The 15,312-nt window shown below is 72.1% G+C and carries 12 protein-coding genes; 4 read left to right on the top strand and 8 right to left on the bottom strand.

What is annotated here, in order from left to right; translation table 11 throughout:
* Positions 1-46: 46 nt before the first annotated feature.
* A complete protein-coding gene (locus OG625_RS18915; protein ID WP_329390769.1) occupies positions 47-943 on the bottom strand; it encodes a Cof-type HAD-IIB family hydrolase in 897 nt (298 codons plus the stop codon).
* A 122-nt stretch (positions 944-1,065) separates the two neighbouring features.
* On the opposite strand from OG625_RS18915, the gene OG625_RS18910 reads away from it, so the two are divergent.
* Complete coding sequence (locus OG625_RS18910) at positions 1,066-1,971, top strand: LLM class flavin-dependent oxidoreductase (protein WP_329382240.1); 906 nt, start codon at positions 1,066-1,068, stop codon at positions 1,969-1,971.
* 60 nt (positions 1,972-2,031) lie between these two features.
* On the opposite strand, the gene OG625_RS18905 is transcribed toward OG625_RS18910, so the two are convergent.
* The 3 genes from OG625_RS18905 to OG625_RS18895 all read right to left on the bottom strand — a co-directional run bounded on the left by OG625_RS18905 (position 2,032) and on the right by OG625_RS18895 (position 7,599).
* Positions 2,032-5,043: a tetratricopeptide repeat protein gene (locus OG625_RS18905; RefSeq protein WP_329382238.1), complete on the bottom strand. Its 3,012-nt coding sequence runs from the start codon at positions 5,041-5,043 to the stop codon at positions 2,032-2,034.
* On the bottom strand, positions 5,040-6,926 hold the full coding sequence (locus OG625_RS18900) for an HSP90 family protein (protein ID WP_329382236.1): 1,887 nt from the start codon (positions 6,924-6,926) through the stop codon (positions 5,040-5,042). The genes OG625_RS18905 and OG625_RS18900 overlap by 4 nt, the downstream gene beginning before the upstream one ends.
* Positions 6,927-7,059: 133 nt before the next feature.
* Positions 7,060-7,599, bottom strand: coding sequence for an RNA 2'-phosphotransferase (locus OG625_RS18895; protein ID WP_329382233.1), 540 nt, complete (start codon positions 7,597-7,599; stop codon positions 7,060-7,062).
* Positions 7,600-7,732: 133 nt separating this feature from the next.
* On the opposite strand from OG625_RS18895, the gene OG625_RS18890 reads away from it, so the two are divergent.
* Positions 7,733-8,536, top strand: coding sequence for an aquaporin (locus OG625_RS18890; RefSeq protein WP_329382230.1), 804 nt, complete (start codon positions 7,733-7,735; stop codon positions 8,534-8,536).
* A 117-nt stretch (positions 8,537-8,653) separates the two neighbouring features.
* Here OG625_RS18890 and OG625_RS18885 read toward each other — a convergent pair whose 3' ends face one another.
* From OG625_RS18885 to OG625_RS18870, 4 genes are read right to left on the bottom strand one after another with little or no spacing between them, the layout of a single operon-like run.
* Positions 8,654-9,568: a MerR family transcriptional regulator gene (locus tag OG625_RS18885; protein WP_329382227.1), complete on the bottom strand. Its 915-nt coding sequence runs from the start codon at positions 9,566-9,568 to the stop codon at positions 8,654-8,656.
* A gap of 10 nt (positions 9,569-9,578) precedes the next feature.
* Positions 9,579-10,490, bottom strand: coding sequence for a metal-dependent hydrolase (locus OG625_RS18880; RefSeq protein WP_329390767.1), 912 nt, complete (start codon positions 10,488-10,490; stop codon positions 9,579-9,581).
* Between the two features lie 56 nt (positions 10,491-10,546).
* Entirely contained in the window at positions 10,547-12,364 is a 1,818-nt protein-coding gene (locus OG625_RS18875; RefSeq protein WP_443067735.1) for an SDR family oxidoreductase, read from the bottom strand.
* Positions 12,361-13,218, bottom strand: a complete 858-nt coding sequence (locus OG625_RS18870) for a M24 family metallopeptidase (protein WP_329382224.1) — start codon at positions 13,216-13,218, stop codon at positions 12,361-12,363. Before OG625_RS18870 ends, OG625_RS18875 begins: the two co-directional genes overlap by 4 nt.
* Before the next feature lie 216 nt (positions 13,219-13,434).
* On the opposite strand from OG625_RS18870, the gene OG625_RS18865 reads away from it, so the two are divergent.
* Both OG625_RS18865 and OG625_RS18860 read left to right on the top strand, forming a co-directional pair.
* Positions 13,435-14,424 carry an ABC transporter ATP-binding protein gene (locus tag OG625_RS18865; RefSeq protein WP_329382221.1) on the top strand — a complete coding sequence of 330 codons (990 nt, stop codon included), beginning with the start codon at positions 13,435-13,437 and terminating at the stop codon, positions 14,422-14,424.
* Entirely contained in the window at positions 14,414-15,301 is an 888-nt protein-coding gene (locus OG625_RS18860; protein ID WP_329382218.1) for an ABC transporter permease, read from the top strand. The genes OG625_RS18865 and OG625_RS18860 overlap by 11 nt, the downstream gene beginning before the upstream one ends.
* Positions 15,302-15,312: the final 11 nt, after the last annotated feature.

Here is a 15,312-nt window from a genome sequence, read left to right as displayed (position 1 = left end):
GGTCCGGGCCCTGGACGTAGGCCCTGGACGTACCCGGACCGGTGCCCTAGACGTGTCCCTGCTGCCGCCGTGCGAGGCGTTCGGCGACGATGCGCTCGATGACGACGGCGACCCCGTCCTCGTTGTTGGCGGTCGTACGACCGGACGCGGCGGCGATCACGTCGGGGTGGGCGTTGCCCATCGCGTACGAGGTGCCCGCCCAGCCGAGCATCTCCACGTCGTTCGGCATGTCCCCGAAGGCGACCACCTCGTCGGGGGAGATGCCCCGCTCGGCGCAGCACAGCGCCAGGGTGCTCGCCTTGGAGACCCCGTGCCCGCTGATCTCCAGGAGGGCGGTCGGGCTGGAGCGGGTGATCGACGCGTAGGCCCCGGCGGCGGAGCGGGCCAGCTCCAGGAACTCGTCCGGGGCGAGCTCGGCGTGGTGCGCGAGGAGCTTGAGCACGGGTGCGGCGTTGCCGTCCAGATCCTTGTGCAGCAGCTTCTCGGCGGTGGCCAGCTTCGCCCCCGGGTCCTTGAAGAACGGCGGGTAGGCAGGTTCGTAGTTGATGCCGGTCGTCAGCTCGACGGCGAAGGAGGTACCGGGAGCCGCTGCGCGCAGGGCTTCGACGACGGTCAGTGCGGCGGCCCGGGGCAGGGCTCTGACCTTGACGAACTCACGTCCCGCGTGGAGGTCGACGACCGCCGCGCCATTGGCGCAGATCGCGAGGCCGTGCCCGTGGACGTGATCGCTGACCACATCCATCCAGCGGGCCGGGCGGCCGGTCACGAAGAAGACCTCGATGCCGGCCTCCTCGGCGGCGGCGAGCGCGGCGACGGTGCGGTCCGATACGGACTTGTCGTCGCGCAGCAGGGTTCCGTCGAGGTCGGTGGCGATGAGCCGGGGCACGGGGGTCGTCCCGTCCGGGCGCTGGGAGGCCGAGGTCACCGCCCCATCTTCGCCCATGACCCCGAACGACAGGACCACGGTCGGGCTCCAGCCAGAGACCGGCCGGATCCTGGCCGGATCGGACCGTTGTGCCGAGGCGATGTTTCACGTGAAACATCGCCTCGCCGTAGGCTCGACGCATGAGTCTGCGTCTGAGCACGGTGATCCTTCCGGTACGTCGATGGCACGAGGGAGGCCGCGACCAGTGGCTTCGGGCCGAGCAGCTCGGCTTCCACACCGCCTACACCTATGACCACCTTTCGTGGCGCTCCTTCCGCGATGGACCGTGGTTCGGTGCGCTGCCCACCCTGACCGCGGCGGCCACCGTCACCGATCGGCTGCGCCTGGGCACGCTCGTGACCTCGCCGAACTTCCGGCACCCGGTGACCCTGGCCAAGGAGCTCATCTCCCTCGACGACATCTCCGGGGGACGCGTCACCCTCGGCATCGGCGCGGGCGGCAACGGCTTCGACGCGACGGCGCTGGGGCAGGAGGCTTGGAGCCCGCGTGAGCGCGCCGACCGCTTCGCCGAGTTCGTGCCGCTGCTGGACCGGTTGCTGACCGAGGGCGCGGTGAGTCACGAGGGGACCTTCTACTCCGCCGAGGAGGCCCGCAACATCCCCGGCTGCGTGCAGCGGCCGAGGCTGCCGTTCGCGGTGGCCGCGACCGGGCCGCGCGGTCTGCGGCTCGCCGCCCGCCACGGCCAGGCCTGGGTGACCACGGGGGACCCGAAGCTCTTCGAGGAGGGCACGCCCGAGCAGTCGAGGGAGGCCCTGCGCGGGCAGCTCGAACGGCTCCACAAGGCGCAGGCCGAGATCGGACGGGAGTCCGAGCCGATGGAGAAGGTCCTGCTGACCGGCTTCACGCCCGAGGCCAACCGCGTGCTGGAGTCCGTGGACGCGTTCGTCGACTTCGCCGGCCGCCACCGCGACCTGGGCTTCACGGAGCTGGTGATCCACGCGCCGATCCCGGACTCCGACTTCGCCGCGGACGAGGGCGTCTTCGAGAAGATCGCCACCGAGGCCCTGTCCCAGCTGGGCGGCTGATCCGCCGCTCGTCGCCGCCTCCCGCACGGGCGGGAAGCGGCGACGAGCAACGGTCGTGGCTCAGGCCCGCAACTGCCCGATCAGGCGCTCCGCGTTGGGTAGGACCCAGTCGGGTACCTCGCCTTCGGGCAGCGCACGGACCTCGTCGACCAGCGCGGAGATGCGCAGGGCGCCCGCCTCCGCGTCACCCCGCTCCTGCTCCGTCCAGGCCGCGTTGTTCAGGCACTGGAACCGGTCCCGCAGGTGATCCGGCCCGAGCTCCGCGTAGATCCGGGCGGCCCGGTTCCACAGCTCGATCTCCTCCAGGCGCAGCGCGTCGACTTCGGCGTCGGACAGGGCGGGAGCCTCGTTCCCCTCGTCCTCTCCGTTCTCCCGCTCCTCCCAGTCCTCCCAGTCCTCGGAGGACGGCACGTTCGCGGTCACGTGCCGGTCGAGCACCTGTGCCAGCTGGTGCCAGGTCTGGGCGAGTTCGGAGCGCAGCTCGGGGGAGCCGGGATCCGCCGCCGAGGCGGCCTCCAGCAGCGCACCGGCCTCGGCCATCCGGCCCCGGGCCCCCGCCACCGCCTCGGCGGTGACCTTCTCGCGCAGTCCCAGCCAGGCCAGCGAGCGCAGGATCCGCACCTCGGCGACCGGGGTGTCACCCGTCAGCCGGTGCAGTTCGAGGGACCGCTCGTAGGCGGCGATCGCCTCCATGGCCAGCCCCGCGTCGGAGAGGGTGTCGGCGGCCAGCTGCGCGAGGCTCGCCTGCGGGCGCGGATCCTCCCAGTCCTTGGTCACCTCCGCGGCGAGGAGGTACTGCTCCGCCGCCGACCGGGGCTCGTGCAGCCGGCGCAGCAGATCGCCCAGGAACTCCCGTACGAACACCACCTGCTGGTCGCCGTGGACCAGCAGGTCGGGCAGCGCCGACTGCAGGACCTCCGCGGCCTCGGCCGCCCGGCCGTCCTGCGCATACGCACGGGCCAGCAGGAGTCGGGCCTGTGCGCCGCCGTCGGCGGTGAGACCCGCCTGGTCGAACCAGTGGGACGCCGCCAGCGCGTGCTCGGCGGTCTCCGCAGCCTCCCCGTTGACCAGGAGAGCGTTCGCGAGGGCCAGCCGTACGACTCCGTGCATCTGGAGGTCGGTCACCTCGGCTGCGTGCTCCAGCCCGGCACGGGCCGCGCGCTCCGCCTCCTCCGTACGCTCCAGCGACATCAGGAGTCCGGCACTCAGCACCAGCAGGTCCACCGCCTGCCACGGCCGGCCCGCCGTGACCGCCCGTGCGGCGGCCCCCGCCAGCAGCGCCACGGACCGGTCCGGGTCGCCCTGCGACAGGGCGATCCGGGCGAGCATCTCCTCGGCTTCCGCCACCAGGTCCGCCGCCGTGTCCTCGTAGGCCGCGACGAAGCTGGTCAGTTCGGCGGCGAGATCGCCGCGACCGTGGTCGTGGTCGTGGCCGTCCGTCGCCTCCGCCTCCACCGAGCGCAGGTACGACTCCACGCGGATCACCGACAGTTCCGCGTGGGCGATCCGGCGGGCGCGCAGCGGTTCGGCCGGGTCCAGCGCCTCCGCTGCCCGTACGGCCGCCCCCAGCAGTTCCCTGATCCGTGCGGGCGCCGCCCCCGACTGCGCGGCGAAGCTCGCCAGCCGGAGCTCGGCCAGCGCCGCACGCTCAGCCCGGCCCAGCGCCCGGTACTCGTCCCGGACCGCAGTCAGCAGCTCCGGCGCCTCCTCGGCGCCGCTCCGCGCGGCGGCGAGGGCGCGGTGGTCCGCGAGGTCGGCGACGGCCAGGGGGTCGGGCGCCGGGTGCGCGTCCAGGCGTAGGGCGACCTCGCCCCACAGCGCGTCCGCGCCGGGATGTCCCAGGTCACGGGCGTTGCGGGCCCGTTCCACGAGTTCGTCGAAGCCGGCGGCGGGCGCGGCGGGAGCTGCGGGCGCGGTCGGCTCGGCCGAAGCCGCCGGACCGGGAACGGCCTGCGGCAGTGCCGCCCCCCGCACGCCGAGCGGGAGCGCGTCGACCAGCGGCTCGCGCGTGACGCGCGCCAGGAAACGGTCCGAGACGCGGGAGGTGCCGTTGCGCGCGTCGAACCGCCGGGCGATGTCGAGGGCTTCCGCGTACAGGATCCCGTGGAGCTCGGAGACGGTCCGCGGAATCCCCTCGTAGGGGACCGCGGGGAGCGTGCCGTGCCCCAGTTGCTCCAGGCGGCGCAGCAGGACGAGGAGCCCGCCGTGGAAGGCCAGCTGGTCGTCGACGTTGGCGAGCGGGCCCACGTACGGGGCGTGTTCGGCGAGGATCTCCAGGCCGCGCGACTCGTTGCCGGTGAGCGCGCAGAACTCGATGTGCCGGCCGACCGCGGGGAGCAGGCTGTCGTTGCCCCGGGCCAGGCGGTACCCGCGCACGTGGTGCGAGCGGGCCTCGTCCGTCCGGCCGAGCCGCAGCAGCGGCAGCAGCGAGGTGGCGAGCACCCGGTGGGGCTCCTCGGCGCAGGTCAGATCGCCTTCGAGGACCGGCTTCCAGATGTCGAGGGCCTCGGCGTCGTCCCCGTGCAGGACGGCGTACTGGCCCTGGCCGCCCCGCTCGCAGGCCCGGCAGTCGCTCATCGTGTCGTGGTCGGCCGCCTGCCAGCGTTCGAAGGCCCGCTCCGCCCGCTCGTCCTCGCCGATCGCGTGGGCGAGCCACAGCTCGGCCTCGCGGACGGGCCGCTCGCTGTACCCCGCGGTCCGGTAGCGGCGCTCCATCTCCTCAAGCCAGCCGGTGGCCGACTCCAGCGGGACGTCGGGGGAGTCGGAGATGGCCGTGGCCACCCACTTGAACTGCCAGAACAGCGAGTGCGCGTCCCCTTCGGAGAAGGCGCTCGGGTCCTTGTCGTACTCCTGGAGCAGCCGGGCGAAGGGCACCAGGATCTTCGGGGACTCGGAGCTGAACACGTACGCGTTGATCAGGTTGTCCAGCGCCTCCCGGAACAGCACCGGGTCACCGCTCGCCTCCGCCGCCCCGGCCAGGGCCTCGGCATGCGTGTTGCGGGCGGAGCCGTTCGGGGCTTCGCGGTTCTCCGCCAGACCCCGCACGATGTCCTCACGCGTCACACTCGTCACTTCTGGTCCTCCTGGGTGTCGCGGGCGTCGGTGGCGTCGGCGGAGTGGGTCGCCCACTCCAGGAGCCCGAGGAAGGCCCGGTTGAGCAGGGTCGAGTCGGCGGGGCGCAGCGGCCGCTGGGACATCAGCAGGGCCTGCCCGTACAGCGATTCGACGGCGGTGCCGGTCAGCGCTTCGTCGGGGAGGGCGGAGATCCGGCGGATCAGCGGGTTGTTGTGGTTGAGGACCAGGCGGGCACGGGGCGCGGAGCCGCGCAGCGCGCCCAGGATGCCGCTCCACAGGGAGTCGGCGTTCTCCAGCGCGGCGGTCCGGTCGCGCTCCTGGCGGGCCTGGCGGTCGTCGAGGTAGAGCGCGGGGACGGCGACGGGCTGGAAGGCGCGCAGCACCACGTCACAGCCCTGGGCTTCGAGCCGGGTGCGCGCGGTGGCGAGGAAGGGCGCGAGCGCCAGCTCCGCGGAGGTCGGCACCGGGTCGAGGCGCTCGGTGACGGCTCCGGCGTCGAGTTCGGTGACCTTGAGCCCCGGCCGTACGGCGGGCAGCAGGGCCAGCAGGTCCGCGTCGTACGTGTAGCCGGCGTTGATGACGCCGAGGCCGTGGGCCGCGGCGATCGGGGCGATCTGGCGGAACTCCTCGACGGTGCGGGTGAAGTGGATGTCCGTGTGGGCGGCCGCGAACTCCTCCAGGCTCATCGAGCCGTCGCTGGTCTCGAACGGGAGCCACGGCAGCATCAGTGCGAGCAGTGCGGAGTCGTGCCGGGCCATGGACTTCACGCCCAGGTGGTGGACGCGCAGGAAGGCGGCCAGGCGCTCCGGGTCGCTCGCCGCGAGCTCGGCGAGCCACCCGCGGACGCGGGCGCCGAGGGCCTCGCGCACGGCGGACAGGGTCTCGTCGTCGTAAAGGTTCTCGCGGGAGGCCGTCGGCCGCAGGCTGTCCGTGTCGAGGACGACGCGGACGAAGAACGCCCAGTCCGGGAGCAGGTTGTCGGCCCGGTCGGTCAGCAGCATGCCCTTGAGGTGGACGCGGTGTCCGGCCCGGTGGGCGGGGCTGGTCGGTTCGGGCAATACGTACGCCACTCCGCGCACCCCCGCGACCGGCAGGTCGAGGTCGATGCTGTCGAGCGGGGTGAAGCCGAAGAGCCGGGCGCAGTGCCCGGCGAGCGCGACGCGGCGGGCGGTGGGGGTGGGGAAGGGCCGGTCCCACACGGCGGGCCGGTCGGTGACGGGGCGCGGCTCGCCGTCCCCGCCGTCGTCGAAGGTGATGTCGTAGGGGAGCAGGGAGCCGTAGTCGCGGGCCAGCTGCTCGACCTTGGCCGGGGTGGTCCATTCCGCGGCCCCGGGGCGGGCCTCCAGTACGACGGTGGTGCCGGGCTCCGGGCGTGCCTCGTGGGGCAGTTCGCGGACGGTGTACGAACCGTCGTCCGTGGCCAGCCATTCGACGGGCGCGGCCAGGGGGTCGCGGGCGGAGCGGGTGATGACACGGATCTGGCGGGCCACGACGAAGCAGGCGAGCAGCCCGATGCCGAACTGGCCCAGGAACTCGCGGCGGGTGTCCTCCAGGCCGGCGGCCTCCACGCCGTGGTCGCCGCCGCGCTTGGAGCTGCGTCCGATGGTGGCGAGGAGCGAGTGGGCCTCGGCGGCGGTCAGGCCGATGCCGCTGTCCTCGATGGTGACGCGGCCGCCGGAGGCCGACAGCCGGATGCGGACCCGGGCATCGGGGTCGAGCGCGTGGCGGGCGGTGACCGCGTCCACGGCGTTCTGCAGGAGCTCGCGGACGTAGACGCGCGGGCTGGAGTAGAGGTGGTGGGAGAGGAGATCGACCAGACCGCGCAGATCTACCTGGAAACCATGGGATTCGGAGGACGGGGATGCGGACGTCGACGTCATGGTGCGTCACCTCGCGTGCGTGCAGTGATGGTTCGGCGATCGCGAGGTACCCCCCCTCACTGATCCCGGAGTGGGACACACATTAGGGGGACGGTCCGACAATCTCAGCGGGAATTCCCGGGCCTCGGGGCCGCTATTGGAAGCGGAGGAAGCGCGGCGGCACCGAGTCCACCAGCCACACCCCGTTGGCGCTGATCCGGAAGACGTGCCCGGCCTCGTGCATCGCCGCCGCGTCCACGCTGAGCACGACCGGCCGGCCGCGCCGTGCGCCGACCCGGGTCGCGGTCTCCCGGTCGGGGGACAGGTGCACGTGGTGGCGCGCCATCGGGCGCAGGCCCTCGGCGCGGATCGCGTCCAGGGCCGCGGCGACGGTGCCGTGGTAGAGGTACGCGGGCGGCTCGGCTTCCGGAAGGCCGAGGTCCACGGGCACCGTGTGCCCCTGGCTGGCGCGGATCCGGGTGCCGTCGACGGCAAACCGCTGCTTGTCGTTGGAGGCGACGACGTGGTCGAGCTCGGCGCGGGTGAAATGGAACCCGTGCCCGGAGGCCGCCCGCAGAAGATCGTCGATCTCCACCCAACCGTGGGGGTCGAGCATCAGTCCGATCCGTTCCGGCTGATGCCTCAGGTGTTTCGAGACGTATTTGGACACCTTGACGATGCGTCTTTCATCCATAAGCCCAGCGTGCCGGGTGGAGGACCTTCCGAAAAGGGATTTTCGTGGTGCCGGGCGGTGCTGGACACCGCTATCGTTTTTCCAAGATACGGAATACATTTTCCGCTGTCGCTTCTGCCCAGGGGGAGAAACCATGACATTCCATACCTCTCTGTCACGCCGTGCGGCCGCCGAGCTCATCGGCACCGCCGGTCTCCTCGTGGTCGTGATCGGTTCCGGAATCCAGGCTTCCGCACTCAGCCCCGACACGGGTGTCGCCCTCATAGCCAACTCGCTCGCCTCGGCCATCGGCCTCGGGCTGATCATCACGCTCTTCGGGCCGCTGTCCGGGGCGCACCTCAACCCGGTGGTCACACTCACCAGCTGGTGGGCCCGGCGCACCGGCGGCGAGGGGCTCAGCGGGCGGGAGGCCCTCGTCTACACCGCGGCGCAGACCGCGGGGGCCATCGGCGGCGCCGTCCTCGCGGAAGCCATGTTCGGGCGGACCCCGGGCGCCTTCGCGACCCAGGTCCGCGACGGCGGGCACCTGCTCATCGGCGAGGTGGTCGCCACCGCCGGGCTCGTCCTGGTCATCCAGGGCCTGGGGCGCATCGGGCGCCCGAGGCTCATCCCGGCCGCGGTGGCCGCGTACATCGCCGCCGCGATCTGGTTCACCTCCTCCGGATCCTTCGCCAACCCGGCGGGCACCGTCGGGCGAGCCTTCAGCGACTCCTTCACCGGCATCGCCCCGCAGTCGCTGCCGGGGTTCGTGGCCGCCCAGCTGATCGGCGGGATCCTCGGCCTCGTGCTCGCGGGCTTCCTCTACGGGACCACCCGCGCCCCCGAGCACGCCGAGCCGGTTCTGGTCGAGCCGGGTCTGGTCGAGCCGGTTCTGGCCGAGACCGCGCCTGTGGACGGCGTGACCCCGGTCAAGGAGGAGTTCGAGACCATAGGTTGAGGGTCCGGGCCCTGTTGCCCACAGGCAAAGTGGACTTGTCCACAGCTGATTGGGTGCGTTTTGACGGCAAACGCGAGATCCGCCCTGTGGACTACTGATCGGGCGGGCGCACCCCCCCTACGGCTCCCCCCGACGGGCCAGATCGTTCATCGTCCGGGCCTGGAGCTCCCGCTCGGTCGCGGCCCGGACGAACTCCGCCACGTGCTCCGCGCCCACCAGCTCCTGCACCGCCCGCACCGTCCCCGCCGGCAGCGCCACCGGCGACGGGCCCGAGGGCTGGGGCGCGCCGGCCGCCCCCAGGTGCCGCTGCAGGTGCCGGGTCGCGAACAGCCGCATCGCCCGCGCCAGCTCCGCATCCACCGTCTGCTGGGCCAGCGGCCGCAGCCGCCGCACCATCGTCGCCGCCTCCGCCGCGTCCGCGTCGGTCGGCGGCACGTGTCCGAGGTAGCGCGCGAAGACGTGCTCGGTGGTGAACTCCAGGAACCGCGAGGCGATGTGCTCGACCTGTCCGCGCAGCTCCCGCAGATGCCCGGTGATCGCCGGCAGCGGCACCCCGGCCGCGTACAGCTCGGCGGCCACGGCCAGCTCCTGCGGGGAGGGCACCAGGAACTGGTCCGGGCGCCCCGGGATCCGCTCCAGCACCCCCAGCTCGCACGCCTCGCCCACGGCGTCGTCGTCGGGCTTGCCGCCGAACCGTTCGTTCAGCTCCTCCCGGGTAATCCGGGCCGCCTCCTCGTCGGTCCACGGCCCGTGCACCTCGGCGACCAGCCCCAGTACGCCGCCCAGCCCGCGCCCGGCGTCCCAGGCCTCCAGCAACTCCTTGATGGAGGCCAGCGTGTAGCCGCGGTCCAGCAGGTCCGCGATCTGGCGCAGCCGCGCCAGGTGCGTGTCCCGGTAGACGTTGGAACGGCCCCGCCGCTCCGGCTTCGGCAGCAGACCGCGGTCCTGGTACGCACGGATCGTGCGCACCGTCGCCCCGCTGTGGTGCGCCAGATCCTCGATCCGGTACTCGGCTACCGCCTGATCGGACAATCCCGGCTCCCTACGACATCGCGGCTCGGCCGACCGCGCCCGCCGCGGCCCGGGCGGCAGGTGAAGCCGCAAGGTACTCGACCGCCCTGCGCAGCGAGCCCTCCTGCGAGGGATGGTACGACCGCCGGATGTAGCGGGGTATGGCCATGCCGAGCTCTCTCCAGGTGGGAAGCAGACCCTTGGCGACCGCCCGGTTGTGCGCGCGCAGCGAATAGCGCAGCCGGCCACCCAGTTCGGGGTCGTTGCGGATGAGGTACGAGGCCCCCCACACCCACAGCCAGGCCAGTACGGGCGCGACCACGACCATCCCCTCGATGCGCCGCGCGTAGCGGGGCAGGCCGCTCCCGCCGCAGTGCTGGTACATGTCGAAGGCGACGGAGCGGTGCTCCACCTCCTCCGCGCCGTGCCAGCGCAGCAGGTCCAGCATGATCTCGTCCGCGCCGGCCCGGTCGAGCCCTTCGGCGCGCAGGACCCAGTCTCCGAGAACCGCCGTGAACTGCTCGATCGCGGCGACCAGCGCGAGCCGGAAGCGCAGCCATTCCTGCGCCGTGATCGGGACCCCGAAGGGAGGGGTCTCCCCGAGCAGCTTCTCGAAGAGGAAGTCCACGTGCCGCGTGTACGCCTCCGTCGGCAGCCGCTGCTCGGCGAGGTGGTCCAGCACGGAGGAGTGCTGCACGCTGTGCGTGGCCTCCTGGCCCATGAACCCCTTCACGTCCCTCCGCAGCGCGGGGTCCGTGACCAGGGGCAGGCCCTCCTTGAACACCTTCACGAACCACCGCTCCCCGGCGGGCAGCAGCAGGTGCAGCACGTTGATGACGTGGGTGGCGGTGGGCTCGTCGGGTATCCAGTGCAGCGGGGTGCTCTTCCAATCGAAGGACACCCGGCGCGGGGCGATCGCGTACGAGGCCCCGCCTCCCGGCAGCCCGCTGCCGGACAATCCGCTGCCACGGAATCCGCCGCCAGGCTGCCCGGCCCCGCTCACAGCTTGGGCTCCAGCCTCGCGATGCGCCGCAGGGTCCGGGGCGCGAAGCGGGACATCCACAGGGCGCCCTTGGACTCCGGAGTCACCGGGACCAGTGCCTCGTTGCGCACGACCGCCCGCAGGATCGCGTCGGCAACCTTCTCCGGCGGGAAGTTGCGCAGACCGTACAGCCGGGAGGAGCGCTCCTGGCGGCGCTTCTCCTCGGCCGCGTCCACCCCGGCGAAGCGCGAGGTGGCGGTGATGTTGGTGTTGACGATGCCGGGGCAGATCGCCGAGACGCCGATCGACTTCGAGGCCAGCTCCGCGCGCAGGCACTCCGACAACATCAGCACCGCGGCCTTCGAGGTGCTGTAGGCGGGCAGCGTCCTGGAGGGTAGGTAGGCGGCGGCGGAGGCGGTGTTGACGATGTGCCCGCCCTGGCCCCGGTCGGCCATCTGCTTCCCGAAGATCCGGCAGCCGTGGATGACGCCCCACAGATTGACGTCGAGGACCTTCTTCCAGTCCTCGGCGCTGGTGTCGAGGAAGGCCCCGGACAGGCCGATCCCCGCGTTGTTGACCAGGACGTCCACGATCCCGTACTCGGCGGCGACCTTCGCCGCGAGCTTCTCCATCGCCTGCTCGTCGCTCACGTCCACGCACTCGCCCCAGGCCTCGGCGGCGCCGACGAGGCGGGCCATGTCGGCCGTGCGCGCCGCGCCCTCTCCGTCCCGGTCCACGGCTACCACCCGGGCCCCGGCCTCCGCGAAGGCGAAGACGGTGGCCCGGCCGATACCGCTGGCCGCGCCGGTCACCAGGACCAGTTGCCCGCCGAAACGGTCGGTGTACTTGCCCGGGGCCTTCAGCTCCGGAGCCCGGGTCGCCGGCTCCTCCCGGTCGGTGACGAACTCGGTGATCCAGGCTGCGAGCTGGTCGGGCCGGGTCCGCGGCACCCAGTGCTTGGCGGGCAGGGTCCGCCGCAGCAGGTCCGGCGCCCACCGCTCCAGATCGTCGTAGAGCCGCTCCGAGAGGAAAGCGTCCCCGCTCGGGGTGATCAGCTGCACCGGTGCGTGCGCGAACGCGTCCTCGCGCGGCTTGCGCAGGCGGGGCCGTACGTTGTCCCGGTAGAGCCAGGCGCCGTGCGCCGCGTCCGAGGGCAGCGAGGCCGTCGGGTAGTCCCCGGCGGGGACCTTCTCGATGCGCTCCAGGATCGCCGGCCAGCGCTTGCCGAGCGGCCCGCGCCAGGCGAGCTCCGGCAGGACGGGCGTGTGCAGCATGTACACGTACCAGGACTTGGCGCCCTGGCCGAGCAGCTGCGCCGCCCGGCGCGGGGTGGGCCGGGTCATCCGCTTCTTGATCCAGTGCCCGAAGTGGTCGAGGGACGGCCCCGACACCGAGGTGAAGGAGGCGATCCGGCCCTCGGTGCGGGCGACCGTCGCGAACTCCCAGCCCTGTACCGAGCCCCAGTCGTGGCCGACCAGGTGCACCGGCCGGTCCGGACTGACGGCGTCCGCCACGGCGAGGAAGTCGTCGGTCAGCTTCTCCAGGGTGAACCCGCCGCGCAGGGGCTGCGGTGCGCTGGAGCGGCCGTGGCCGCGTACGTCGTACAGCACCACGTGGAAGCGCTCCGCGAGCCGCTCGGCGACGTCCGACCAGACCTCCTTGCTGTCCGGGTAGCCGTGCACGAGCACCACGGTCGGCCGGTCCGCGTCGCCGAGCTCGACGACGCACAGCTCGATGCCACCGGTGGCGACCCAGCGCTCGCGCGCGCCGGCCAATCCCGCCGCGCCCGCTCCGCCGGCGCCGTTCGTCCCGTTCATGCCGCTCATGCCGCTCATGCTGCCTTCTCCTCGGCCCAGCGCCGCACGTGCGGCAGATCGTCGTCCAGCCAGAACGCGCTCTCCTGGGGATCCCGGGAGTCGGTGACGACCAGGATCTCCTCGAACTTCGCCCCCGTGCCCCGGAAGCCCAGGTGCGGCTCCACCGCCCACAGCCCGGGCTGCGGCGGGTGGTCGGAGAAGTGGTACGGGCTCCACAGCGGGGACCAGCCCTCACGGTGCCCGTGCAGGGCATCACTGGCCAGCCCCTTGAGGGACTGCGTGCCGAAACCGAACGCGGTGGGCGACCAGCGCCGCTCCTTGACCCGGTCGATCTTGTGGGCGATGACGCCGAAGGGATACGCGCGGTGCCGGTTGGCGTACCCCTGCCGGTTCATCAGCCGCTCGACGTTCTCGTAGATCTCCCGCAGCGAGCGGCGCTCCCGCACCTGCTCCAGGATCAGCACGCGGTGTTCGCTCAGGTCGGACATGAGCCGGTCCTGCACGGGGTTGAGCCCGAGGCTGCCGGAGTACCCGATGTCCGCCGCGTACCCCTTGAAGACCGGAGCCATGTCGAGGATGAACGGCATCCCCGGCTCCAGCTTCCGGTTGGTCGGGAAGAACTGCAGCGGGATCTTGAAGTTCACGAAGGCGGTGCGGTCCCCGAACCAGGCGAACGGCAGGTGGAACCAGTCCCGCACGCCCCGCTCGCGCAGCCACTCGCGCTGCATCCGCGCGGCTTCGCGCTCGGTCACCCCGGGCCGCAGCCGGGCCGCGACGGCCTCCGCGCATTCGTAGGAGAGGCGTTGCACTTCCCTGAACCCGCGCAGGTCGGCAGTGAGCTGCGCGGTGCGTTGCTTGGTGTCCCCAGCCATGCCAGCAGTCCGCCCCTGTAGCCGTACGCGCCCGTAAGTTGACACTGATGAATGTGACAATGCCTGGAGATCACGTCAAGGCCCGTGCACGGACCTGTGGACAAACTTGTCCGGGCCACATCAGCCTCCAGTACGGGTACATACGCCGGAAGGCGGAGACGGGATCCAGCTCAAGGTCTGACGTTTCGCGAGGGCTGCGCCACTAACGTCGGAGCCGTGACTGTCATCGCGACCGAAAGCCTGAGCAAGCGGTACCCCCGAGTGACCGCCCTCGACCGGCTCTCCCTGGACATCGGGCCTGGTGTGACCGGCCTCGTGGGTGCCAACGGAGCCGGCAAGTCCACGCTGATCAAGATCCTGCTGGGACTGTCCCCCGCCACCGAGGGCAGCGCCGCCGTGCTCGGCCTCGACGTCGCCACGCATGGCAGCGCCATCCGTGAACGCGTCGGCTACATGCCCGAGCACGACTGCCTGCCACCCGACGTCTCGGCCACCGAGTTCGTCGTCCACATGGCCCGGATGTCCGGGCTGCCGCCGACGGCCGCCCGCGAACGCACGGCGGACACCCTGCGCCACGTCGGGCTGTACGAGGAGCGCTACCGTCCCATCGGCGGCTACTCCACCGGCATGAAGCAGCGCGTCAAGCTCGCCCAGGCGCTGGTCCACGACCCCCAGCTGGTCCTGCTCGACGAGCCGACCAACGGCCTGGACCCGGTCGGCCGGGACGAGATGCTCGGCCTGATCCGCCGCATCTACACCGACTTCGGCATCTCCGTCCTGGTCACCTCCCACCTCCTCGGAGAACTGGAGCGGACCTGCGACCACGTCGTGGTCGTCGACGGCGGCAAGCTGCTGCGCTCCAGCTCCACCAGCGACTTCACCCAGACCACCACGACCCTCGCGGTCGAGGTCACCGACTCCGACACCCACCCGGACGGCACCGCCGCCCTGCGCGGGGCGCTCGCCGCGGCCGGCCTCACCCTCCACGCGGGCGAGGAGCAGGGCCTGCCCGGCGCCGGCCACATCCTCCTCGTCGAGGCGGACGGCGAGCACACCTACGACACCGTCCGCGACACCGTCGCCGACCTCGGTCTCGGCCTGGTCCGCATGGAACAGCGCCGCCACCACATCGCGGAGGTCTTCCGCGACAACGACCAGTCCTCGCACCTCGTCCAGCAGAAGGGAGCCGGTTCCGATGGCGCCTGACACCTCGACCCAGATCCACAACATCGGCTACCGGCCCTACGACGGGCCCCGGCTCGGCCGCGGCTACGCCCGCAAGTCGCTGTTCTCGCAGTCCCTGCGCGGCGCCTACGGACTGGGCCGCTCCGCCAAGTCCAAGGTCCTGCCGATGATCCTCTTCGCGGTGATGTGCGTCCCCGCGCTGATCCTCGTCGCGGTCGCCATCAACCTGCCCGGCTCCACCGACCTCCCGATCAAGTACACGGCGTACGCCCTGTACACCCAGGTGGTCATCTATCTCTTCCTCGCCGCGCAGGCACCGCAGACCGTCTCGCGGGACCTGCGCTTCAAGACGGTGCCGCTCTACTTCTCGCGGCCCATCGAGCGCGTCGACTACGTCGTGGCCAAGTTCGCGGCCATGGCCTCGGCCCTGTTCGTCCTCACCGCCACCCCGCTGTTCATCATGTGGATCGGCGCGCTCCTGGCGAAGTTCGACTTCGCCGACCAGACCAAGGGATTCGGGCAGGGACTGGTGTCCGTTCTGCTGCTGTCGCTGCTCTTCGCCGGCCTCGGCCTCGTCATGGCCGCGCTCACCCCGCGCCGCGGGTTCGGCGTCGCCGCCGTCATCGCCCTGCTGCTGATCCCCTACGGCGCGGTCACCGCGGTGCAGGGCGTCGCCTTCGCCACCGGGAACGCCGGGGCCATCGAGTGGATGGGCCTGTTCTCCCCGATCACCCTCATCGACGGCCTGCAGACCGCCTTCCTCGGCGCCAGCTCCGCCTTCCCCGAAGGCCATGGCCCCTCGGCCGGCGTCGGTGTCGCCTACCTTCTCGTCATCCTCGGCCTCATCGCCGGCTCCTACGCCGCCCTGATGGCCCGCTACCGGAAGGCCGGGCTGTGACCTCCCACCCG

It is taken from the genome of Streptomyces sp. NBC_01351, from assembly GCF_036237315.1.
GTDB lineage: Bacteria > Actinomycetota > Actinomycetes > Streptomycetales > Streptomycetaceae > Streptomyces.
The sequence above is the reverse complement of the archived record's forward strand: the minus strand, read 5'-3'. Positions and strand labels throughout refer to the sequence as shown.